We start from the raw sequence: 21345 nt of genomic DNA on the forward strand, positions 1-21345 counted from the left end.
CGTTAACTGCCGCGGGGGGCGGGCGCGAGCCTCAGGGTTTGCCGAGGTGGCCCTCGGTAGACTGGTCCGAATATGAATCTTGACTCTTTCTGGGCCTCGGTCGACGACTTCTTCAAGGTCCCGTTCTTCGGCAATCTTGTCGCCATCGTCATCATCGTTGCCATCGCTTTTCTCATTCGCTGGGTTTTGCACTTCGTCATTGATCGCGTTGTGCAACAGATCGTCACCGGGGCGAAAAAGAAGCAGAACGCCGTCGACACGCAGGCGCTGATCGTCTCTCCGGTCGCCGCAGTGCGGCTGGTGCAGCGCACCCGCACCCTGGGCTCGGTCCTGACCAACGTCGTCAACGTCGTCATTCTGGTCGTGACGGTACTGCTCGTTGTGAACAAGCTCGATTCCACAATCCTCGGCTCCTTTGCGCTGCTCACCGCCGCCATCGGTGCCGGTCTCGGTTTCGGCGCCCAGAACATTGTGAAGGACACGCTCAACGGCCTGTTCATGGTGATGGAAGACCAGCTCGGAGTCGGCGACGTCGTCGATGTGGGCCCCGCGACCGGAATGGTCGAGGCTGTCGGCATCCGCATCACTCAGGTGCGTGACGTGAACGGCATCCTGTGGTTTGTGCGCAACGGCGAGATTCTGCGCGTCGGAAACATGTCACAGGGCTGGGCCCGCGCGATCATCGATCTCGCCGTGCCATACGATACGGATGTGGACGCAGTGCAGACCGAAGTGCTGCGCGTTGCCACCGACATGGCCTCGAACGGAAAGTGGCGTTCGCGCATTCTTGAAAAGCCCGAGGTCTGGGGACTCGAGTCGATCTCTGACGATGCGCTCGTCATCCGTCTCGTGGTGAAGACGCGTACGTCGACCAAGGATGACGTGTCCCGCGAGCTGCGTCTGCGGCTGAAGAGGGCTCTCGACGACATGGGCGTCAAGCTTCCGTCGCTCACCAGCGTCGTGCTGACCGGTTTCGATGGCGCCGACAGCATTACCGGTGCACGCCCGCCGCGCACCCGACCGATGCCGATCGTTCCCGAGCTCGTCAAACCGTTGCGCAAGTCGAAGCGCTCCGCGTCGGCAGCCCTCGCAGCCACCGCCACGTCGAGCGCCGACAGCTCGACCCCGGCCAACTCGACCCCGGCCAACTCGACCCCGACGACCGCGCACCCTGCATCCATGCCCCGCGTGCGCCCCACGACCAAAAACACCACACCGGAGAATCCTCATGAAGCCTGACCCCACCGGTGTGCACCTCCGCGACGGAGAAAACGGCGCCGCCATCGGGCCGTCGTTCTACGAGCAGGTCGGCGGCCGTGAGTTCTTCTCGGCACTCGTCACCGAGTTCTACCGCGGTGTCGCCGGTGACCCGGTACTCAAGCCGATGTATCCCGAAGAGGACCTCGCCGGGGCCATTGAGCGATTCACAATGTTCCTCGAGCAGTACTGGGGCGGACCAGGCACCTACAGTGAGCAGCGCGGCCACCCCCGTCTGCGGATGCGCCACCAACCGTTCAAGGTGAACCCGGATGCCCGCGATCGCTGGCTCGGGCACATGAGCGATGCGCTCGACACCATGGAGATCTCCCCGCTGCACCGCGAAGTGCTCTGGGACTACCTCGACCGCGCCGCGCACGCCATGGTCAACACGTTCGACGCGTAGGCGCCAGCGCAGCTCGGGATGCCCGGTGCTAGCCTCAAAGCATGACACCGTATGAGCTCGAGAACCTCGCGCATCTGCGTCGGGCACGCGATCTGATCGACCGGGACTATGCACTCCCCCTCGACGTACCGTCACTCGCCGCTCATGCGCTGATGTCTCCCGCACATTTCTCCCGCCAGTTTCGGGCTGCCTATGGCGAGACGCCGTATGCCTACGTGATGACCCGCCGGATCGAACGCGCTATGGCACTGCTGCGCGCGGGAGCCAGCGTGACCGACGCCTGTATGGCTGTCGGCTGTACATCGTTGGGCTCGTTCAGCTCGCGCTTCAGCGAACTCGTCGGCGAGTCACCGAGCGCGTACCGGGCCAGGGAGCACGAGGCCGTCGCGGCGATGCCGTCCTGCGTCGCGCAGGTGCGCACCCGGCCGGTTCCGATGAAAACCAGACCGAGCAGGATTCAAGAAGCGGTCTGACTTCGGCGATTCTAGAGTGGGTTTCATGTCAATCTCACTTCACTACACCAACATCACCGTCAACGATCCAGACGAGGCGCTGCCGTTCTATCGCGACGCGCTCGGACTTGAGGTGCGCAATGACGTCGCATCCGGCGGTCACCGCTGGGTGACGCTCGGTAGCGACGCCCAGCCGGAGGTCGAAATCGTGATCTCCGACCCTCACGCCGGCCGCTCACAAGCCGACGGCGACGCCATGCAGGAACTGCTGACCAAGGGCGTTCTGCCGATGCTCGTCTTTCGCACCGATGACCTCGACGCCACCTTCGAGAAGGTACGCGCGTCGGGCGCCGAAGTGCTGCAGGAGCCCATCGACCAGCCCTGGGGACCGCGCGACTGTGCTTTCCGTGACCCGTCTGGCAACGTTGTGCGCATCTCGCAGGCCGCTACTCAGTGACGGTGACCTCCGCGGCATATCCCGCACACGATCCCCCGCCGTCATCACAGTGATCGGCCGGGCTTCCGGTCACGATGATGTACGCAGTTCCGATCGGAAAATCTGACGGGACAGCAATCTGTTCACTGAATGATCCGTCGGTCGCGACCGAAACGTCAACGGCCGGCGACTGGACATCCTTCGCCATGATGCTGACCGAGTAGGTCTTTCCCACCTCGTAGTGCACATCGCAACGGGATTTCGGACTCGACAGTGTGACGACTCCGCCCCGCTCCACGTCGTGGGGAGACGCCGTAAGCTCCGCCGGCATGCAGCTTCTCGGGGAGATCGAGCAGCCTGTGAGCCCGAGGCCAGCCCAGGCCAGGACCACGACCGCGCCTGCCGCGATTACTCCCCGACGCATCGCGATCTACATTCCGCTCGTCTGAACTTTGGGGATGTCGCCGCAGCTGGAGCCCATCGCCGCCACAACCTGGGGATCGGACTCTGGCAATCCGGTTGCCACTGTCGATGACGTGCCGTTGGTCGCCAGGAGTCCGTCACCGGACACCGTCACGACGGTGTTCACGATGCCGTAGTTGCCGCTGGAGTCACGCGCCGCGAGCACGCCGATCAGCTGGCGCCCGCCGTTGCCGTCGCTGCATTCCACGCCAGTGCCGGTCTCGCCGAATCCGTTGAGCAGAAAGCGGTACGGGTTGCCGTCGACTCCCTTCGTGGTGACGAAACCGCAGTCAACGAACGCGTGAAGCGTGGCGGTGCGCCCATCGTCCAGCACGGTGATCACTGTCTCGTTTTCGAGTAGTGCCGACCAGCCGCCGTGCCGACCGGGCCCGGCGAGGTCATCGGCCAGCGAGATCGTCGCGCCGGAGGCCGTCTGGATGCCGTACTCAAACGTCGGCGACTCCGAGTAGTACTCGACGTCTGGTTTGCCGTCGCCGTCGACGTCTTCAATCGTCGCGGTGTCCGCGCCGGCCGGGATGCTCGCACCGTTCGGCGCGCATCCCGTTGCAGTCGTCGACGTCGGAGTCGGAGTCGAGGGAGAGGTCGTCGCATCCGTCGGTCCGGCGCTCGGCATCACCGTAGCGCCGGTCGCGCTGGGCAGAATCGGGCCTGGCGTGCCACCGGTCGGCCCGGCGCATCCCGTGACACCAACTGCCACGCACGCAGCCAGGAGAACGGGAAGACCCAGGTTTCGCATGTGGACGCTCATTTCAGTCAGTCTGGGCTGAAGAGCGGGCGGTGTCCACCTTTTCGACCGCGCGATTCTGAATCGTAACTCTGTCGCGGAGGAGTCCCGCAGCGAGTATCGAAACCCACCCATTCGACGGAGATTGATCGCCAAACAGGCCATATTGGGCTGGATACGCTCGCGACGGGAAAATTCTCCGTCGAATGGGTGGGGGCGAGACCGCTCTGGGTGGTTCGAACACCCGCGCTGTTCTCCCCGTCGCAGCGAGACTCTCCCCTTAGAATCGGCAGACATTGTGACGAAGGAGACACGCATGTCGTACCCACCCACCGAAGCCGATGTCATCGTTGTGGGAGCCGGCCTGGCCGGGCTCGTCGCCACGGCCGAGCTGGTGGATGCCGGCAAACGCGTGCTGCTTGTCGATCAGGAACCCGCCGCCTCATTGGGCGGCCAGGCCTGGTGGTCATTCGGTGGACTCTTCTTGATCGACTCCCCCGAACAACGCCGGATGGGGGTCAAGGACTCGCTCGAGCTCGCCAGCCAGGATTGGCACGGGAGCGCGGGTTTCGACCGCGAAGAAGACGCCTGGCCGAAGCGCTGGGCCGAGGCCTACCTCGACTTCGCCGCCGGCGAGAAACGCGCCTGGCTGCACGAGAAGGGCGTGCGCTTCTTTCCCGTCGTCGGCTGGGCCGAGCGCGGCGGCTACACCGCCCTGGAACACGGCAACTCGGTGCCCCGATTCCACATCACCTGGGGCACCGGCCCCGGCGTGCTCGAACCGTTCATCAACCGGGTGCGTGAGGGTGTGCAGGCCGGCCTGGTCACCGCACTCCACCGCCACCGCGTTGAGGAGCTCATTGTCGACAGTGCGGGAGGTGGTGCCGTCGTCGGTGTGCGAGGGAGCCGACTCGCCGAGTCGAACGCCGCCCGCGGCGAGGCCAGTTCACGGGATGTGGTCGGCGATTTCGAGCTGCGCGCCCCTGCCGTGATCGTCACGAGCGGCGGAATCGGCGGCAACCACGACCTGGTGCGCGAGCAATGGCCGAAGCGGATGGGCACTCCCCCGGCCAGCCTGCTCTCCGGCGTTCCCGCACACGTCGACGGCCTCATGCTCGGCGTCGCCGAGAAGGCCGGCGCCCGCCTGATCAACGGCGACCGGATGTGGCACTACACCGAGGGAATCACCAACTGGAATCCGGTCTGGGCGGCCCACGGCATCCGGATTCTTCCTGGTCCGTCATCGCTGTGGCTCGACGCGACGGGTAAACGACTGCCCGGCCCGCTGTTTCCGGGCTTTGACACGCTCGGTACACTCGAGCACATTCTGCAGACCGGCTACGAGCACAGCTGGTTCGTGCTCACTCAGAAGATCATTGAGAAAGAGTTCGCCCTCTCAGGCAGCGAGCAGAACCCCGACCTGACCGGCAAAGATCTCAAACTCTTGGCCAAGCGCGTCACCCCAGGGGCGCCCGGCCCGGTCGAGGCGTTCAAGGAGAAGGGCGTCGATTTCGTCGTCGCGAACACGCTGCCAGAACTGCTGGCCGGAATGCAGGAACTCTCGCCGGAGGTCGCGCTCGACGTCGAGCGGATCGAACGCGAGATCACCGCGCGCGACAGAGAGGTCGACAACGACTTTTCGAAGGATGCCCAGATCAACGCGATCCGGCAGGCTCGCCACTACCGCGGCGACAAGCTGATTCGGGTGGCCAGTCCTCACAAGCTGCTCGACCCGGCGGCCGGACCGCTGATCGCCGTGAAACTGCACATTCTCACGCGCAAGAGCCTGGGCGGCATCGAAACCGATCTGTCAGCGCGCGCGCTGGGATCCGACGGACAACCAGTGCCTGGGCTCTATGCGGCTGGCGAGGCAAGCGGGTTCGGCGGCGGCGGCGTGCACGGCTACCGCTCGCTCGAGGGCACCTTCCTCGGCGGATGTCTCTTCTCGGGTCGGGTGGCTGGGCGGGCGGTCGCTGCGGCGCTCTGAGGAGCGGCGCTGTATGGAGCGGCCGGCACGATCGCGTGACCATTCCGTTGATCGAGGAGCGCGCGAGCTTGCGAGCACGCGTCTCGAGATCTCGCGAGCCAATCCTTGAACTCGGGTTGAGTTCGAACATCGGCTCGCGAGGTCTCGAGACACTCGCTGGCGCTCGCTCCTCGACCACCGGAATGGTGATATTCGTCCACCACCATGCCGCGCAGAGGCCCGGAAGCTCGAGATCGCGCGAGCCAATCCTTGAACTCGGGTTGAGTTCAAACATGGCTCACGGGGTCTCGAGACTGCCGCGGGCGGCCTCCTCGACCACCGAAATGGTGATATTCGATCGACGAGATCAGACGACCGCCGCCTCCACGATTTCAGCGACCTGCGCCTTCGGATCAACCAGCATCTCGGCGGCCGGCCCCTCCCAGAGACGGTGCAATGCCGCCACCATGGCATCCGCCTGAGCGCGGGTGTCGAAGTCTAGGTCGATCATGACTGCACCCTTGTCATCGACCGGCCGCATGACCCGGTAGGACTTCGCGCCAGACCCTCGTCGGTCAAGCGGATCGGCGTCGAACATGCTCTTCCACGCGTCGTAGCTGTCGACGACATGCTCAACTCGCACGGTAAACATGGGTTCCTCGCTTCTGTCGGCGCGACTCGTGGCCGACCTGGCGCCAGCATATCCCCGTGCATCGACCGCCGCCGCGCCCGACGAAGACGAGGGCGGCGGCCGAATCTGCTACCGGCGGCGCCGACGCCCGATGCTCGCCGGGGCATTCGTGCTCAGCGTCTCGCCCCGGAAGAATGCCGGGCGCAACTTGGCCTGCACCAGCATGATGACAGCGCCGGCGACCAGGATGACCATGCCGAGCACGAAGACCAGGCCGATTCCGAACACGTTCGACCCGCTGCCGTAACCCGGGTCCATGCTGTCGATCAACGTGGTGAAGAACAGGATGCCGAGGATCACGCCACCGACCAGCGGAAACAGGAAGGTGAAGAAGACGTTGCGCACCGAGTCGAACCACTGCTTGCGGAAGTACCAGACGCAGGCGAACGCCGTGAGCCCGTAGTAGAAGCAGATCATCATGCCGAGCGTCGTGATCGTATCCCAGAGCACATCTTCGCTGATGAAACGCATCACCGTGTAGAACACCGCTGCAACGACCGCCGAGACGATGGTGGCGTAGCCGGGGGTGAAGAAGCGTGGGCTGACCTTCGCGAACTTCTGCGGCAGGGCGCCATAGTGGCCCATGGCGAGCAGGGTACGCGCGGGCGAGACGAACGTCGACTGCAGTGACGCAGCGGAACTGGAGAGCACCGCGATCGACACGAGAATGGCGAGCGGTCCGAGCACCGGACCGGCCAAGGCGAAGAAGGTGTTGCTCTGGATGTCGGGGTTGCCGAGTCCGACGCCTGCGCTGCCCGTTCCGGCGAAGGCAATCAAACCCATCGCCACGAAGAGGTAGAGCGCGACGACCAGGGTGACAGTGATAGTGGCTGCCTTGCCGGGAGTTGAGCTCGAACCCTTGGTCTCCTCTGACATCGTGAGCGTGACATCCCAGCCCCAGAAGATGAAGAGCGAGAGCGACAACCCGGCGACGACGGCGGAGAACGAGGTGACAGCGAATGGGTTGAACCACTCCAGCGTGACCGGAGTGGCATCGAAGGCGGTGCCGTTGCCGACGTGCACGAATGCCGCGATGCCGAAGCCGATCATCACGAGAATCTGGAATCCGACGAGCCAGTACTGCAGCTTTTGAGTGGTCTGCATATCGCGATAGGAGACCCAGGTCGCGGCGCCGATGAAGACCAAACAGGTGGCGACGTTGATGAGCGGATTGCCGGCCATCGCCGCGATCTCGGGGTTGTTGCCGAAAATCTGCGACAGCATCAAGAAGAAGAAATCGACCGCGATACCCGCCAGATTCGACAGCACCACAATCGTCGCCGCAATGAGCCCCCAACCGGCCATCCAGCCGATCCAGGGCCCGAACGCACGGCTCGCCCAGGTGAACGAGGTGCCGCTGTCTGGCATTGCCCGGTTGAGCTCGCGGTAGCCGAACGCGACGAGCAGCATCGGGATGAATCCGATCAAGAAGATCGCCGGCAGATGAACGCCGACCTCGGCGACCGTCGGACCGAGCGCTCCGGTCAGCGTGTACGCCGGGGCGATGCACGAGACTCCGATCACGATGGCACCGACGAGTCCGACGGAGCCGGCGCTCAACCCTTTTGAGGAGAGCCCGGTCTTCGTGTCGTCGGTGGATGCTGCGGGTTCAGCGGCTTCGATGGCGCTGTCTTGTACTGTCACTTCGTGTCTACTTCCCCACCGTAACGGTGGAATCTCGCGGCACCACGATCATGGGTACCGGCAGCTCACGCAGCATTTTTGCAGCGATGGAACCGAGGAAAAGATGGTTGGGTTTGGCCAGACGGCTCGAACCGACGAGCACAATTTCGGCCGGATCCCAGTGCAGGGTGCGTACGGCCTCTTCGATACTGTCACCGGATGCGACGCCGGCACTGACCTCGACCTCGTCGGGCAGGTGTGCGCTGGCATAGTCGAGCACCTCCCGAGCGTGCAGAGCGCTGTGCCGTGAGACGAGCGGGTCGTCGAGGCCGCCGGGCAGATCGAGCGCGACGAGCGAGACCAGCCGGAGGGGCGCATCCGTGGTGCGTGCGACGGCGATTGCCGTGTTCATCAGCACCTCTGCGCCGATTTTCGTGCCGACGGCGCAGGTCACCCTGCTCACGCCCTTGTCAACGTCGAGCTCGCGCGTGCCCTCTGGCGCCAGCGCGACCGGCACGTGGGAGGCGTGGAGCAGCGCGCTGGCGACGCTGCCGACGGTGAAACGACCGAGAAGCCCATTGCGGGCCGCTCCGACGACGATCATGTCTGCCTGGTCGTCACGCGCAGCGTCGAGGAGTCCCTGCGCGAATGACTCGGCGTACACGATGTGCGTCTGGGCAGCGACATCAGCCGGAACCGATGCCGCAGCCTCGCGCAGCCACTGTGCTGCCGTCTTCGAGAGGTAGTGCTCGTAGCCCGGATCGGTGGGAACGAGCGTCGCTCGTTCCTCACTGTTCAAGACGATGACGACGTCGAGCGAGGCGCCGCCAGATCTGGCCAGGCGAACCCCGAGCGCAAGCGCGTCCGCCCCGGCGTCGGTCGCGGTGTATCCGACCAGAATTCGCATCGGAGTTATGCCTTCAGGTCGGTGATGATGGCTGCGGCGGTCTCGCGTCCGACGCGGATGGCGCCGTCGACGTGCTGGTAGCCCTTGCCGGCCATGTCGCTGCAGGAGAAGGAGATCGGGCCGACCGGCGTGCGCAGGTCAGCGCCGTAGCGGGCGAGCCCACCCATGTCGAAGCTGGCCGCGTAGGCGCCGCGGGTCCATTCTTCGCTGCCCCAGTCGCTTTCGTAGTAGACGACCGGGCTGAGTGCCTTGTCGCCGTAGTAGTGCGAGAGCGAGGTGAGGATGCGGGTCTTGCGCTCCTCGGCCGTCAGGGTGAAGACACCGTCGGCGTGCTCATCGGAGACGAAGCCGACGAGCGTGCCACGCGGGTCTTCGAAGTTCGTGTTGTCGTAGGCCTCGTGCACGAGCTCGTAGGGGCTGAACGCGGTGCCGGACAGGCCGTCTTCGCGCCAGAACGGCGTTTCGTAGACGGCGTGAACCTTGATCACGAAGCCCATCGACAGGTGCTGGTGCAGCTGCTGCTGGCGGCGCGGCAACGGGGGCTCGAACGAAATGCGGCTGATCAGAATCGGCGGAACAGCGATGATCACGCGGCGCGCGTTCACCGTCAGTTCGTCGGTTACCGCGGTGACACCGGCGTCGCTCCAGCGCACGGTGCGCACCGGCTGGCCGAGGTGCACGTCGTCACCAAGGCGCTCGGCGAGCAGAATCGGCACCTGCTGCAGGCCACCGACAACGCGCGCGTCGAGAATGAAGTCGGCGTCAACGAGGTTGCTGAAGCTGCCGGCGCTGGCGGCCATCAGCAGAGCCTGCAGTGCCGAGAAGGCGTGGGCCGGCTTGGTGAGCATTGCTCCGGCGATGAACATGCCGATGTTTTCGATGGCTTCGGCGTCGTCGGTCTGGGTCTCGAGCCAGCGGCTGAAGGAGATCTCATCGAGTTCCTTCGCACGCGGGTGTCCCCACGGGCGGTCAGGGTCGATCTCGGCGACGAGCGCGTCGAGCTTCTCGATCAGCGAGACGATCTCGTGTTCGGTCTGCGCCGGAACCGGGAAGATGTCGCCTTCGAAGCGGCTGAGCTCGCCGGTTGCGTTGATGTAGACGTTCTCGCCCTCGCGGTACCGGTCGTAGGTTTTCAGGCCCAGTTCGGCCAGGGTCTCCTTGAGGGCATCCTGGTCTGGCGAGACCCACTGGCCACCGATTTCGAGCATGGCACCGTCGATGTCGTCGGTCCAGAGACGGCCGCCGACACGGTCACGAGCTTCCAGCACGGCAACGGTGAGGCCGGCCTTCTTCAGCTCGGTGGCGGCGGTGAGGCCGGATGCCCCGGCGCCGATGATGATGACGTCACGGTCAATCGTGGTCATGGTGTACTCCTGTGGTGCTGCATTAAGAGGGTGGTGAAGAAGAAAAGATAGCAAAACAGCCAGGCTGCCCGATCTCCGGACAGCCTGACTGCGGTGATTAGGAGAGCGGGCTCAGCGTGTATTTCGTGGAGAGGTACTCGTGGATTCCCTCGAGACCGCCTTCGCGACCAAGGCCCGACTGCTTGACACCGCCGAACGGTGCCGCCGCGTTCGAAACCAGGCCGGTGTTCAGGCCCATCATTCCGGTGTCGAGCTTGTCGATCATCCGCTGCCCGCGGGCGTGGTCGGTGGTGAACACGTAGCCGATCAGGCCGTACTCGGTGGAGTTCGCCAGGCGAACCGCTTCGTCTTCGTCGCTGAAGGTGGTGATGCCGACGAGGGGTCCGAAGATCTCTTCCTTCAACAGTCGGCTGTCGGCCGGCACATCGGTGAGCACCGTCGGCGGGTAGAACGAGCCGGGGCCGTCGGGACGAGCGCCACCGATCAGGAGTGTGGCTCCGCGGCCGAGGGCGTCCTGAACCATTGCGTCTGTCGAATCGACCGCTGCGTCGTTGACGAGTGGGCCGATCGTGACGCCGTCTTCGGTGCCACGCCCGATTTTCAATGCGGCGACACGCTCGGTGAGGCGACGACCGAACTCGGCGGCAATCGACTCGTGCACGATGAAGCGGTTCGCCGCTGTACAGGCCTGGCCGACGTTGCGGAACTTCGCCAGCATCGCGCCGTGTACCGCCTTGTCGAGGTCGGCGTCTTCGAACACGACGAACGGGGCGTTGCCGCCCAGTTCCATGCTCGTGCGCAAAACACCCTGTGCGGCCTGCGCGAGCAGACGCTGACCGACCGGGGTGGAGCCGGTGAAGCTCAGTTTGCGGAGGCGCGGGTCTCCGATGATCGGTGCCGAAACCGCTGACGACGTCGACGTGGTGATGACGTTGACGACGCCGGCGGGCAGGCCGACCTCTTCGAGCAGTTTGACGAAGTACAGCGTCGTGAGTGGCGTGAGCTCGGCGGGCTTGACGACGACGGTGCACCCGGCGGCCAGCGCCGGCGCGATCTTGCGCGTGGCCATGGCAAGCGGAAAGTTCCAGGGCGTGATCAGGAAGCACGGACCAACCGGGCGCTGCGTCACGATCATGTGGCCGGTGCCTTCTGGATTCATCCCGTAGCGGCCGCTGATGCGCACCGCTTCTTCGCTGAACCAGCGCAGGAACTCTCCGCCGTAGCCGACCTCGCCGAGGGCTTCCGCATAGGGCTTGCCCATTTCGATGGTCATCAGCAGTGCGAACTCTTCTTTGCGCTCCTGCAGCAGGTCGAACGCGCGGCGCAGCAGTTCGCCACGCTGGCGGGGGGCCGTCGCGGCCCAGGAATCCTGAGCGGCGACAGCCGCGTCGAGCGCCGCTGCACCGTCTTCGACGGTCGCGTCGGCGATGCTGAGCAGGTCGAGGCCGGTTGCCGGGTCGGAGACAGTCAACGTCTTACCTGAGCTGCTCGGACGCCATTCTCCTCCGATGAATAGACCAGTCGGAACCTTGGCGAGCAGGGCAGTTTCTTTCTCAGACACGGGTGGTGCTCCTTTGCTCACGGGTAGAGTCCGCGAATGAGGTGGGCCTCGGCGACGCGTTCGACGGCGAGGATGGTGGCGGCGGCGCGCAGCGTGAGCTCGCGCTTGGCCGCATAGTCGACGACCTGACGCCAGGCTGCGAGCATCCGCTCGGCCAGTTTGTCTTCGACTTCTTCGGCGTTCCACCAATAGGCCTGGTTGGCCTGCACCCACTCGAAGTAGGACACAATGACGCCGCCGGCGTTGGCGAGAATATCGGGGACCACCAGAATACCGTTGGCCTCGAAGATGCGGTCGGCGACCGGGGAGGTCGGGCCGTTGGCGCCTTCGACGATGACCTTCGCCTGCACTCGGGAGGCGTTGCCTTCGTGCAGCACGCCTTCGACGGCGGCGGGCACCAGCAGGTCGACGGGCAGTTCAAGCAAGGCGGTGCCGTCGATGACCTCGGAGCCGGGGAATCCGACAACCGAACCTGTTTCGCGCAGGAACGCGCTGAGCGCCGGCACGTCGAGGCCGCGCTCGTTGTAGATGGCGCCGTACTGGTCGCTGATGCCGACAACCCGCACCCCGGCCTCCGCCAGGAAGAGCGCGGCGTCGTGACCGACCTTGCCGAAGCCCTGCACCGCCGCTGACGCACCGTCAACACGGATACCGCGGTGGGCGAGAGCGGCCAGAGCGATGTGGGTGACGCCGCGCGAGGTGGCGCTGGCACGACCGTGCGACCCGCCGAGACTGATCGGCTTTCCGGTGACGATCCCGGGAACCGTGTAGCCCTTGTTCACCGAGTAGGTGTCCATGATCCAGGCCATCGTCTGCTCGTCGGTGCCGATGTCGGGGGCCGGGATATCGCGCTCCGGGCCGATGATCGGCAGGATCTCGCTGGTGTAGCGACGCGTCACCCGCTCGAGTTCTGCCTTCGAGTGCTGGCGTGGGTCGATGTTGATGCCGCCCTTGGCGCCGCCGTATGGCACGTCGAGCAGGGCGCACTTCCAGGTCATCCACATCGCCAAGGCGCGCACCTCGTCGAGGTTCACGCCCGGGCTGTAGCGCAGCCCGCCCTTGGCCGGGCCGCGGGAGAAGTTGTGCTGCACCCGGTGGCCGATGTAGAGGCGGCTCGAGCCGTCATCCATGCGCAGCGGCACCGACACCGTCAGTTCGCGGCGCGGGGTGGAGAGCAGCTGGTAGATGCCTTCGTCGTAGCCGAGCACGGCCACGGCCTCGGCCAGCTGAACCCGGGCGTCGTCGAGGGGGGTGGCTGCCGGCGCGATGCCCTGGCCAGCCAGAATCAGGCTCATGCCGACGCCAGCGCGTCGGCAATGACGCCGATGCCCTCGATGAGCAGCTCGTCGGTGATCGACAGCGGCGGGAGGAAGCGGATGACATTGCCGTAGGTGCCGCAGGTGAGCACGATGACGCCCTGCTTGTGGGACTCGGCGGCGATGCGGTTGGTGAGTGCGGCATCGGGCTCACCGGTGACCGGGTCGATCAATTCGATGGCGATCAGGGCGCCGCGCCCACGCACATCTCCGATGCGGGGGTCGTTGACGCGCAGTGCGTTGAGACGACCGGTCAGGATGGCGCCGATCTCCCTGGCGCGCTCCACCAGGTTGTCCTGCTCGTAGCTTTCGATCGTGGCGAGAGCAGCCACACAGGCCAGCGGGTTTCCGCCGTACGTTCCGCCGAGGCCGCCGACGTGGGCGGAGTCCATGATCTCGGCGCGGCCGGTGACGGCCGACAGCGGAAGGCCGCCGGCGATGCCCTTGGCCGTGACGATGACGTCGGGAACGATGCCCTCGTGGTCACTGGCGAACATGTCGCCGGTGCGAGCGAAACCGGTCTGCACCTCGTCGGCAATGAAGACGACGTTGTTCGCGGCGGCCCAGGCGACCAGGGTCGGCAGGAAGCCGTCGGCGGGAACGATGAAGCCACCCTCACCCTGAATCGGCTCGATCATGACGGCGGCGAGGTTGGCGGCACCGATCTGCTTCTCGATCATCGAGATGGCCTTCTTGGCGGCGGTCACGCCGTCGAGGCCGTCGTGGAACGGGTAGGACATCGGGGCGCGGTAGACCTCGGGGGCGAACGGGCCGAAGCCGCTCTTGTACGGCATGCTCTTGGCTGTGAGGGCCATCGTGAGGTTGGTGCGACCGTGGTAGGCGTGGTCGAACACGACGACGGCCTGCTTACCGGTGTAGTGACGCGCGATCTTGACCGCGTTCTCGACGGCCTCGGCACCCGAGTTGAACAGGGCGCTGCGCTTGTCGTGGTCGCCCGGCGTCAGGCGGTTGAGCGCCTCGGCGACCTCGACGTAGGAGTCGTACGGAGCAACGGTGAAACAGGTGTGGGTGAACTGGTTGAGCTGGGCGGTGACGGCAGCAACGACGCGGGCGTTGCTGTTTCCGACGCTCGTCACGGCGATGCCGGAACCCAGGTCGATGAGGGAGTTGCCGTCGACGTCGACGAGCACACCGCCGCCGGCTGCGACGGTGAAGACGGGGATAGTGGTTCCGACACCGGATGCCACAGCAGCGGCTTTGCGCTTCATGCGCTCGATTGACTTCGGGCCGGGAATGGCGGTCACCAAGCGTCGTTCCTGCGGCAGCGACGGGCCGCCAAGCGGAATGTCGAGGGACGAATCGAGGCGGGGGGAATCGACGATGGTCATGGCTACTCCAGTTCTCACAGCACTGTGCACCGTCGCCCGGAAGGCAACGGTGCCGATACCGCAATGCTAGAGAGCAGCGACGCTCAACCCGGCTGCCGCGTCGTATAGTAGGGCTACCATTGTTCGCCACGCTGTACAAATGCCGCGTTTCTGGAGGAATTCCTCGTGCTCCCCACTGTTCGTCACCTGCTCAGTCAGCCCGACCTGGACTTGCGCTTGCTCACACCCGCGACGACCCTGCCCGAGCGGGCGCTGGAACAGAGCGTCGAATGGGTGCACAGCTCCGACCTCAGTGACCCCACTCCCTTTCTCTCCCCCGGCCAGGTGCTCCTGACCACCGGAACGCAGTTCGACACCGAGGCACACGGCGACGAGCTGTACACCGCCTACGTCGCACGGCTGCGACAGCGCGGCATTGCAGCACTCGGCTTCGGAACAGAGGTCATTCGGGACGGAACGCCGGACGGCCTCGTCGATGCCTGCCTTGCCGACGGCCTTCCCCTGTTTGAGGTGCCATACCGCACCCCGTTCATCGCGGTGGTTCGCTCAGCAGCCGACATGGTTGCCGAGGAACGCTACGCCAGGCACACCTGGGCGCTCAGCGCTCAGCGGGCCATCTCACTCGCGGCGCTTCGGCCAGACGGGTTGAGTGCGACGCTGAGCGAGCTCTCCCATCAGCTGCACCACTGGGTGGCACTGTTCGATGCCAGTGGCACCCTGGACCGTGTTTTTCCGCGCGATGCCTTCGCCGGGGCTGGCCTCCCCGGCACCTCCTTCGAGACGGTGCAGCGCGAAGCCGGCCGGCTGCTCGGGCGCGGTCAGCGCGCCAGCGCCACGGTCTTGGCCGGGGGCGAGACGCTCACCCTGCAGACCCTCGGGCGGCGCGACCAACTGCGTGGCGTGCTCGCGCTCGGCGGCGTGCGTGAGCTTGATGCGGCGAGCCAGGATGTCGTCACCTCGGTGATCGCACTCGCCGGCCTCGCCCTCGAACAGAACCATGCGCTGGCCGGCGCCCGCGGGCACCTGCGGGCCGGCCTCCTGCACGCACTTCTCGGCGGAAGCCGTGACCTCGCCGAGACCATCTCGACCGAGATGTGGGGACCGCTGCCATCCGCTCCCGTGCAACTGGTCGTGACCGATGCTCCGGCCGGACGACTCGATGCGATCATCGAGTTTCTCGAGTTGCGGGTGGAGGAGCAGCCGGATCGACTGTTCTTCGCCACCCAGAACGACCGCGTGGTGCTCATCCTCGACCGCACCGGGCGCCTTCTGCTCGAGGATCTCTGTCGCACCTTCGGACTTCACGCTGGGCTCTCGGATCAGACCGACTACCGCGATCTCCCCCGTGCGCTCGCCCAGGCGGAGCAAGCCTGCGAGCGGTCGAAGGAGGGCGAGGCGGGCGTGGTGGAGTTCGACGACATTTCAAGGCAGGGAGTGCTCGCCTTCCTGGCCCGCACCGATGCACGCGAAGTGGGACGGGCGACCCTTCTGCCCCTGATCAACCACGACGAACTGAACGGGTCAGAATTGCTCAAGACCGTGCAGGTCTGGCTGCAACACAATGGTGCCTTCGATGCCGCCGGCCGGGTGCTGGGCGTGCACCGCCATACCGTGCGCAGTCGGATCGAGCTCGCCGAGACGCTCCTCGGTCGCGATCTCGGCACGTTCCACGCGCGAGCGGATGTCTGGGCGGCGCTGTTGGCGACGGCATCGGTGCCCGGTTAGCTCTTAGCCCTTGAGGGTCCAGGCCTTGCGACGCACGAGAATGTGCCCGCGGCTCGTCGTCAGACGGGTCCAGGGGCCGGTTTCAAAGAGCTGAACCGGTTCGTCGCCGGCCAGAAACCCGAGGCTGAACGCCGCGAAACCGGCTCCGGCCGGAATATGTTCCAGTCCGTCGATCGGTCGACCCCACACCTCGGAGCGCACGCGCTGCACGATCTGCTCACCGGTGCCGGTCGGGATGACGGAGGCGACCTCATCGATGCCGGCGCGGGCCGCGGACTCCAGACGCGCGGCATCCGTCTGCCCCTGCGCCTGCCACCCGCCCTTGGGCGGCGAGATTCCCGCCCAGGTCACCGTGCTCACCTGAAGCGGTACCGCGATCTTCACCGGCGCGTCGGCTTCGTCGCCGCGGGTTTTCGCCGCGGTGTGAAGTCGGGCGACCCGGTCGAGCAGGGAGCGGATCGGCACGACGACGTCGAGCTCCACCGGCTCGCTCAACGCGAAAGTGCGGAGCGCCAGCACCGTGGGGCTCGAGTCGAGCAGCCCGCGCGGATAGAGGATCGCGGTATAGACGGCGAGAACGCCGGCCGCCGAAATCAGGCGCACCGAACCGTCCTCGACCCGGCTAGCGCGTGCCAGATAGACCTGAAGGTCGCCGAGGGAATGGGAGTCTGTGAGGGAGAATGATTGGCTCATCTCCTCCTAAACTACCAAGGTGGCGTGCGGTTGACGATGCAATCGCGCCGCGAGCCTGAGGAGGCAGCATGAACAAGCCGATGGAGGGTCTCCTGGCCGCCCTGGATCTGACCGATACGGGTGCACGTACCAACGAAGACATCTTCACCGGCCCCTCACAGTGGATGCCGCTCGGTCGCGTTTTCGGCGGACAGGTTCTCGCCCAGTCACTGATTGCCGCCATGCGCACGGTGGCCGACGACCGTAGCGTGCATTCAATGCACGGCTACTTTCTGCGCCCGGGCGACGTCAACCACCCGATCACCTTTTCGGTCGACCGAATTCACGACGGCCGCTCCTTCTCGACCCGCCGCACCCAGGCGTACCAGAACGGGCTGCCGATCCTGTCGGCGATCGCCTCGTTCCAAGATGACGACGAAGGCCTCGAACATCACCTCGAGATGCCGGCTGACCTGCCTGACCCCGAGTCGCTGCCGACCGCAGCGGAAACGCTGAGTCAGGTCGACCACTCGATCGCCCGCTACTGGGCGAGCGAACGCCCCTTCGACATCCGTCACGTGCCGTCGCCGATCTATCTCAAGGTCGACGGCGAACACACCGCGCGTCAAGCCGTCTGGATGAAGACCTTCGACGCCCTTCCCGACGACCCGAACATTCACCGCGCCGCCCTCGCCTACGCCAGCGACTACTCGATCATCGAACCGATCCTGCGCCGCCACGGCGTGGCCTGGGCCACGCGCGGGCTCAAGGCGGCGAGCCTCGACCATGCGATGTGGTGGCACCGTTTCGGCCGCGCCGACGAATGGGTGCTGTTCGTGCAGGACTCCCCGTCCGCCCAGGGCGGGCGCGGCCTGTCGACCGGCAGCATTTACAGCCGCGACGGCCTGCTTCTGGCCAGCGTCGCGCAGGAAGCCATGATCCGGGTTCCCACCAACCAGGAGTAATGACGGGCTCAGCGCCATCGGGAGGAGTTCACCCGAACCCACGTCACTCCATCGTCTGGAACGGCCACACCTCCGTCGGTAGCGTTGTCACCCGCGTCGCTCGATCGGCCCAGGCGACGGCCGCGGCACGATCGGGCACGTCGACGATCCAGAACCCGCCGAGGTGCTCCTTGCCCTCGATGTATGGTCCATCGGTGGTCATGACTTCCCCGTCCTGCATGCGCAGAACGGCGGCGTCGCCGGCGGGGCGCAGTCCCCCTGTAAACACCCAGGCTCCGGCATCACGGATCTCCTGGTTCAGAGCCTCCAGCTGTGCCATCACCGTTTCGAGATACTCCGGGGGCGGAACGACGCCATCCGGCTGATACATCGCGAGTAGATACTGAGTCATGAGCTGCTCCTTCTTCGGTTGCATGCCGGACCATTCCGGCCTCTCACTCTTTCTACGAACAGCTTCGACAGAAATCGACACCCTCGCCAGATCTCACGCGAAACTCACGGCCCGAGGTGCGAAGAGAGAAGCACGTGACCGGTTGCCACCGAACGGATGTCCACACTCGCGATGTCGCCAGAGGCCACCTGGGTCGTTCCCACCGGTTCGACCGTCGACCCCGGACCGGCTACCCAACTCGCCACCAGGCTCGACGCTCCAGTCCGATCCGTCACGTACATGGCGTAGCCCTGTACCCCCGATCCGTAGTTCCGGCCCGGCGCGGACGTGGGATCAGGGGCCGCGTAGCTGCAGGTCGATTCGATGCGGGTTCCCCACGGCTCGGAGACCAGCCGAACGTCGGCAGACAGCGGGCTCGGTTGCACCTGTGTCAGGGTCACCGGTGGGGCGGCACTGGGCGCCGACTGTTCGGCAGGTGCAAGGAGACCCGGCAGCACGAGTGCCACCGCGACCACTGCCGCGGCAGCGAGAAGCACGGTTGCGGTGACATACCGCCGCGTGCGCCGGCGCTGCGCGCGTGCGGCGTCGCGAAGCCGCGGCCAGCCGCGGGTCGCCGGCGACGCGTCAGCAGCGACGTGATCAGGGCCGGTCGGGGCGGCATCCGTCAGCGCCGCATCCGTCGGAAACACGGCTGTCGCCAGCACCTGATCGGCGGGAACCAGAGCCAGAAGCGGCGGCACGCCCGCCAGTTCGGCCAACGACCGGGCGCACGTCGCACAGTCGGCGAGGTGCTGCTCATAGGCCCAGCGTTCATCAGGCGCCAGTGCGCCCAACAGGTAGGCCGCATCCCAATCCGCGAATTCGTCGGACTCTCGAGTCATGGCGCCGTCACCCCCCGCTCTTGCAGCGCCAGGCGCATGGCCCGCAGCGCGTAGTGCAGGCGCGATTTGACGGTTCCCGAAGGAATGTCGAGCGCCTCGGCCGTCTCGGCCACCGAACGGCCCTGGTAGTACGCAGAGATGACGACGGCGCGATGGTCGTCCGACAAGCCGGCCAGGGCATCCGCCACCAACCAGGCGTCGAACACGGCGTCGGTTCGGTCAGGATTCTCCCGCTCGGGAAGGGTATCGGTGGGTATTTCATGCTGCGCACGGGCTGAACGCCACTCGTCGATCACGAGGTTGCGGGCAACGGTGAAGAGCCAGGCGCGGGCCGAAGTCTCGGATTGGTCGAGCACCTGCGGTCGGCGCCAGGCACGCAACAGGGTTTCTTGCACGACGTCATCGGCGAAGGCGGTGTCCCGGGTCAGCCTCACGACATAGCGCCAGAGCGCCGGTGCGTGCTCATCGTGGAGCACACGCAACAGTTCGATCCGATCGTCGACCATTGCACACCTCCGAGAATTAACACGGGATGCCGCTCTGATCGGTTCAGTTACTCTTACTGAACCAAACAGCGATCCATCCCGTTGTCATAAAGAAGCAGTGCCAACCTACTCGCAGAGCTTGATGAGGAGCACCATGACTCACCTTCCGGATGTCTCACGCCGCACCGCGATCGTCGCCAGCGGCGTCGGAACCGCGCTCCTTCTCGCCGCGTGCGCGCCAACGCCCACCGCGCCCTCTGACGGCAGCCCGGTCAATCCGACGCCATCAGGTTCCGCACCAGACGCGGGCGGCGCGACGTCAGGGCCGACCGGCGGCAATCAGGTGGAGGTCGCGCTGCTGTCGGACATTCCCGTAGGCGGCTCAATTTCTGCGACCCTCGACGGAGATCCGATTCTGCTGGCCCAGCCCGTCGCCGGCACCGTCGTCGCCTTCAGCGCGATCTGCACCCATCAGGGTTGTGTCGTGCTGCCGGCGAAGACTGAGTTCGATTGCCCGTGCCACGGGTCCCGGTACGACGCGGCGACGGGCGCGGTCTTGGACGGTCCGGCGCCGTCCCCGCTTCCGGAGATCGCGGTGACACTCGACGGTGACTCGGTGCGAGCCGGCTGACCGCCATGGACATCTATCAGGTGAACGGTCTCCCACTTCACGTTCTGCTCGTACACGTCGTGGTCATCCTGGTGCCCGCCACCGCGCTCTGCCTGGTTCTCTTCGCCCTGTGGCCGGCCGCTCGTCGCCGGTTGGGGATCGTCATGGCGATCCTCGGCGCCATCGTGATCGCCGTGGTTCCGGTTACCGCTCAGGCCGGCCAATGGCTGAAAGACCGGGTCGCCGACACTCCCCGAATCGACGCCCACGCGAATCTCGCCCGCGGCCTCTGGCCGTGGACGTTGGCTCTCGGGATTCTCGCAATCGCGTCCTGGCTCTGGTACTTCTTTCTGTCTCGGAGAGACACTCAGCGCGCACCTCGCGCAGGCACTCGGCGCGCTATCGCCATTCTGATCGCCGTGCTCGCGATCGGCATCGGTGGGTACGCCACGTACCAGACCGTGCTCATTGGCGAGGCAGGGAGCCGAGCGATCTGGGAGAATTCGTTTAGCGATACTCCGTTGCGCTAGCGACCTGGACGACTGGACGAAGCGTCAGCCCGAGGCGTCAGTCCGACTCGTCAGTCAGACGAGCGTGACGGGCGGCGAGCGAAAACCACTGTCTCGTCTAGATACGGCGTCCACGCAGATCGCTCAACATCATTGATGCGGCGCGGATGGTTGGTCTCGGCATCAACTAACACAATTGTCGTGCTGGCCCGGGCATACAGCACGGCCGGCTGCTCGCCGCCCGGACCCCAGACCTCGTAGCAGACCTCGAGGCTGGCACCCCCGAGGTTACCGATCCAGAGTTGGATGTCGATCGGCTGGCGCAGGTAGGGCACCGGCGCCAGATACTCGATCTCCTGGCGCGCGATCAGCGTGAGCGTCGCCGCCCCCGGGCGGCCGTCGAGCACCGCAGTGCTCGCGCCGCCCGCGGAGACGGTTCCGTCAGGCTCATCGGTTGCCCAGAACGCTTGGATGCGCGCCTCCTCCAGGAGGCGCAACATCACAGCGTTATTCACATGGCCGTAGGCGTCGAGGTCAGACCAACGCAGCCGGATCGGCACATGCAGTTTCAT

Annotated in this window: 23 protein-coding genes; 9 read left to right on the forward strand and 14 right to left on the reverse strand. The window is 65.7% G+C overall.

Annotated features, from left to right (window positions below; translation table 11 throughout):
- Positions 1-72: 72 nt before the first annotated feature.
- The 4 genes from ABD791_RS05020 to ABD791_RS05035 are packed head-to-tail and all read left to right on the forward strand — an operon-like array spanning position 73 to position 2572.
- A complete protein-coding gene (locus ABD791_RS05020) occupies positions 73-1239 on the forward strand; it encodes a mechanosensitive ion channel family protein (protein ID WP_345062877.1) in 1167 nt (388 codons plus the stop codon).
- Positions 1229-1663, forward strand: coding sequence for a globin (locus tag ABD791_RS05025; RefSeq protein WP_345062879.1), 435 nt, complete (start codon positions 1229-1231; stop codon positions 1661-1663). The genes ABD791_RS05020 and ABD791_RS05025 overlap by 11 nt, the downstream gene beginning before the upstream one ends.
- A 41-nt stretch (positions 1664-1704) precedes the next feature.
- Positions 1705-2136, forward strand: coding sequence for a helix-turn-helix transcriptional regulator (locus ABD791_RS05030; RefSeq protein ID WP_345062882.1), 432 nt, complete (start codon positions 1705-1707; stop codon positions 2134-2136).
- A gap of 25 nt (positions 2137-2161) precedes the next feature.
- Complete coding sequence (locus tag ABD791_RS05035; RefSeq protein ID WP_345062885.1) at positions 2162-2572, forward strand: VOC family protein; 411 nt, start codon at positions 2162-2164, stop codon at positions 2570-2572.
- Here ABD791_RS05035 and ABD791_RS05040 read toward each other — a convergent pair.
- Together ABD791_RS05040 and ABD791_RS05045 are read right to left on the reverse strand one after the other, a co-directional pair.
- Positions 2562-2882 (reverse strand): hypothetical protein, encoded by a 321-nt coding sequence (locus ABD791_RS05040; RefSeq protein WP_345062888.1) that lies wholly within the window; start codon positions 2880-2882, stop codon positions 2562-2564. The genes ABD791_RS05035 and ABD791_RS05040 overlap by 11 nt on opposite strands.
- 99 nt (positions 2883-2981) lie before the next feature.
- Entirely contained in the window at positions 2982-3782 is an 801-nt protein-coding gene (locus ABD791_RS05045) for a hypothetical protein (RefSeq protein ID WP_345062891.1), read from the reverse strand.
- Between the two features lie 292 nt (positions 3783-4074).
- Here ABD791_RS05045 and ABD791_RS05050 point away from each other — a divergent pair, with 292 nt between their 5' ends.
- Positions 4075-5745, forward strand: a complete 1671-nt coding sequence (locus ABD791_RS05050; protein ID WP_345062894.1) for an FAD-binding dehydrogenase — start codon at positions 4075-4077, stop codon at positions 5743-5745.
- Between the two features lie 346 nt (positions 5746-6091).
- On the opposite strand, the gene ABD791_RS05055 is transcribed toward ABD791_RS05050, so the two are convergent.
- From ABD791_RS05055 to gabT, 7 genes are all read right to left on the reverse strand, one after another.
- Entirely contained in the window at positions 6092-6376 is a 285-nt protein-coding gene (locus ABD791_RS05055; RefSeq protein ID WP_345062897.1) for a hypothetical protein, read from the reverse strand.
- 108 nt (positions 6377-6484) lie between these two features.
- Complete coding sequence (locus tag ABD791_RS05060) at positions 6485-8059, reverse strand: APC family permease (RefSeq protein WP_425562219.1); 1575 nt, start codon at positions 8057-8059, stop codon at positions 6485-6487.
- A 7-nt stretch (positions 8060-8066) separates the two neighbouring features.
- Entirely contained in the window at positions 8067-8945 is an 879-nt protein-coding gene (locus ABD791_RS05065; protein ID WP_345062900.1) for a universal stress protein, read from the reverse strand.
- A gap of 5 nt (positions 8946-8950) precedes the next feature.
- Positions 8951-10309, reverse strand: coding sequence for a flavin monoamine oxidase family protein (locus ABD791_RS05070; protein WP_345062902.1), 1359 nt, complete (start codon positions 10307-10309; stop codon positions 8951-8953).
- Positions 10310-10406: 97 nt separating this feature from the next.
- A complete protein-coding gene (locus ABD791_RS05075) occupies positions 10407-11870 on the reverse strand; it encodes an NAD-dependent succinate-semialdehyde dehydrogenase (RefSeq protein ID WP_345062905.1) in 1464 nt (487 codons plus the stop codon).
- Positions 11871-11887: 17 nt separating this feature from the next.
- Positions 11888-13165: a Glu/Leu/Phe/Val family dehydrogenase gene (locus ABD791_RS05080; RefSeq protein ID WP_345062908.1), complete on the reverse strand. Its 1278-nt coding sequence runs from the start codon at positions 13163-13165 to the stop codon at positions 11888-11890.
- Positions 13162-14535 (reverse strand): 4-aminobutyrate--2-oxoglutarate transaminase, encoded by a 1374-nt coding sequence (gabT, locus tag ABD791_RS05085; RefSeq protein ID WP_345062911.1) that lies wholly within the window; start codon positions 14533-14535, stop codon positions 13162-13164. The genes ABD791_RS05080 and gabT overlap by 4 nt, the downstream gene beginning before the upstream one ends.
- Positions 14536-14700: 165 nt before the next feature.
- Here gabT and ABD791_RS05090 point away from each other — a divergent pair, with 165 nt between their 5' ends.
- Positions 14701-16260, forward strand: a complete 1560-nt coding sequence (locus ABD791_RS05090; RefSeq protein WP_345062914.1) for a PucR family transcriptional regulator — start codon at positions 14701-14703, stop codon at positions 16258-16260.
- A gap of 3 nt (positions 16261-16263) precedes the next feature.
- Here ABD791_RS05090 and ABD791_RS05095 read toward each other — a convergent pair whose 3' ends face one another.
- Positions 16264-16953 carry a DUF8185 domain-containing protein gene (locus tag ABD791_RS05095; RefSeq protein ID WP_345062917.1) on the reverse strand — a complete coding sequence of 230 codons (690 nt, stop codon included), beginning with the start codon at positions 16951-16953 and terminating at the stop codon, positions 16264-16266.
- A gap of 68 nt (positions 16954-17021) precedes the next feature.
- Here ABD791_RS05095 and ABD791_RS05100 point away from each other — a divergent pair, with 68 nt between their 5' ends.
- Positions 17022-17897, forward strand: a complete 876-nt coding sequence (locus tag ABD791_RS05100) for an acyl-CoA thioesterase (protein WP_345062920.1) — start codon at positions 17022-17024, stop codon at positions 17895-17897.
- 43 nt (positions 17898-17940) lie between these two features.
- Here the strand turns inward: ABD791_RS05100 and ABD791_RS05105 are convergent, their stop codons facing one another.
- From ABD791_RS05105 to ABD791_RS05115, 3 genes are all read right to left on the reverse strand, one after another.
- Positions 17941-18288 carry a YciI family protein gene (locus tag ABD791_RS05105; RefSeq protein ID WP_345062924.1) on the reverse strand — a complete coding sequence of 116 codons (348 nt, stop codon included), beginning with the start codon at positions 18286-18288 and terminating at the stop codon, positions 17941-17943.
- Positions 18289-18392: 104 nt separating this feature from the next.
- Positions 18393-19169 (reverse strand): anti-sigma factor family protein, encoded by a 777-nt coding sequence (locus ABD791_RS05110; RefSeq protein WP_345062926.1) that lies wholly within the window; start codon positions 19167-19169, stop codon positions 18393-18395.
- Complete coding sequence (locus ABD791_RS05115; RefSeq protein WP_345062929.1) at positions 19166-19675, reverse strand: sigma-70 family RNA polymerase sigma factor; 510 nt, start codon at positions 19673-19675, stop codon at positions 19166-19168. The genes ABD791_RS05110 and ABD791_RS05115 overlap by 4 nt, the downstream gene beginning before the upstream one ends.
- A 133-nt stretch (positions 19676-19808) precedes the next feature.
- Between ABD791_RS05115 and ABD791_RS05120 the strand changes: the two genes are divergently transcribed.
- Entirely contained in the window at positions 19809-20285 is a 477-nt protein-coding gene (locus ABD791_RS05120) for a QcrA and Rieske domain-containing protein (protein ID WP_345062932.1), read from the forward strand.
- A gap of 5 nt (positions 20286-20290) precedes the next feature.
- Complete coding sequence (locus ABD791_RS05125; RefSeq protein WP_345062935.1) at positions 20291-20794, forward strand: DUF2231 domain-containing protein; 504 nt, start codon at positions 20291-20293, stop codon at positions 20792-20794.
- Positions 20795-20844: 50 nt separating this feature from the next.
- Here the strand turns inward: ABD791_RS05125 and ABD791_RS05130 are convergent, their stop codons facing one another.
- Positions 20845-21345, reverse strand: coding sequence for an acyl-CoA thioesterase (locus tag ABD791_RS05130; RefSeq protein WP_345062938.1), 501 nt, complete (start codon positions 21343-21345; stop codon positions 20845-20847).

Source organism: Glaciibacter kafniensis (assembly GCF_039538945.1).
Taxonomy (GTDB): domain Bacteria; phylum Actinomycetota; class Actinomycetes; order Actinomycetales; family Microbacteriaceae; genus Cryobacterium; species Cryobacterium kafniensis.

What these genes read in the sequence shown, in the direction of transcription:
- ABD791_RS05020 (WP_345062877.1), top strand. Translation starts at nt 73, where the DNA reads ATGAATCTTGACTCTTTCTGGGCCTCGGTCGACGACTTCTTCAAGGTC.
- ABD791_RS05025 (WP_345062879.1), top strand. Translation starts at nt 1,229, where the DNA reads ATGAAGCCTGACCCCACCGGTGTGCACCTCCGCGACGGAGAAAACGGC.
- ABD791_RS05030 (WP_345062882.1), top strand. Translation starts at nt 1,705, where the DNA reads ATGACACCGTATGAGCTCGAGAACCTCGCGCATCTGCGTCGGGCACGC.
- ABD791_RS05035 (WP_345062885.1), top strand. Translation starts at nt 2,162, where the DNA reads ATGTCAATCTCACTTCACTACACCAACATCACCGTCAACGATCCAGAC.
- ABD791_RS05040 (WP_345062888.1), bottom strand. Translation starts at nt 2,882, where the DNA reads ATGCCGGCGGAGCTTACGGCGTCTCCCCACGACGTGGAGCGGGGCGGA.
- ABD791_RS05045 (WP_345062891.1), bottom strand. Translation starts at nt 3,782, where the DNA reads ATGAGCGTCCACATGCGAAACCTGGGTCTTCCCGTTCTCCTGGCTGCG.
- ABD791_RS05050 (WP_345062894.1), top strand. Translation starts at nt 4,075, where the DNA reads ATGTCGTACCCACCCACCGAAGCCGATGTCATCGTTGTGGGAGCCGGC.
- ABD791_RS05055 (WP_345062897.1), bottom strand. Translation starts at nt 6,376, where the DNA reads ATGTTTACCGTGCGAGTTGAGCATGTCGTCGACAGCTACGACGCGTGG.
- ABD791_RS05065 (WP_345062900.1), bottom strand. Translation starts at nt 8,945, where the DNA reads ATGCGAATTCTGGTCGGATACACCGCGACCGACGCCGGGGCGGACGCG.
- ABD791_RS05070 (WP_345062902.1), bottom strand. Translation starts at nt 10,309, where the DNA reads ATGACCACGATTGACCGTGACGTCATCATCATCGGCGCCGGGGCATCC.
- ABD791_RS05080 (WP_345062908.1), bottom strand. Translation starts at nt 13,165, where the DNA reads ATGAGCCTGATTCTGGCTGGCCAGGGCATCGCGCCGGCAGCCACCCCC.
- gabT (WP_345062911.1), bottom strand. Translation starts at nt 14,535, where the DNA reads ATGACCATCGTCGATTCCCCCCGCCTCGATTCGTCCCTCGACATTCCG.
- ABD791_RS05095 (WP_345062917.1), bottom strand. Translation starts at nt 16,953, where the DNA reads ATGAGCCAATCATTCTCCCTCACAGACTCCCATTCCCTCGGCGACCTT.
- ABD791_RS05100 (WP_345062920.1), top strand. Translation starts at nt 17,022, where the DNA reads ATGAACAAGCCGATGGAGGGTCTCCTGGCCGCCCTGGATCTGACCGAT.
- ABD791_RS05105 (WP_345062924.1), bottom strand. Translation starts at nt 18,288, where the DNA reads ATGACTCAGTATCTACTCGCGATGTATCAGCCGGATGGCGTCGTTCCG.
- ABD791_RS05110 (WP_345062926.1), bottom strand. Translation starts at nt 19,169, where the DNA reads ATGACTCGAGAGTCCGACGAATTCGCGGATTGGGATGCGGCCTACCTG.
- ABD791_RS05115 (WP_345062929.1), bottom strand. Translation starts at nt 19,675, where the DNA reads ATGGTCGACGATCGGATCGAACTGTTGCGTGTGCTCCACGATGAGCAC.
- ABD791_RS05120 (WP_345062932.1), top strand. Translation starts at nt 19,809, where the DNA reads ATGACTCACCTTCCGGATGTCTCACGCCGCACCGCGATCGTCGCCAGC.
- ABD791_RS05125 (WP_345062935.1), top strand. Translation starts at nt 20,291, where the DNA reads ATGGACATCTATCAGGTGAACGGTCTCCCACTTCACGTTCTGCTCGTA.
- ABD791_RS05130 (WP_345062938.1), bottom strand. Translation starts at nt 21,345, where the DNA reads ATGAAACTGCATGTGCCGATCCGGCTGCGTTGGTCTGACCTCGACGCC.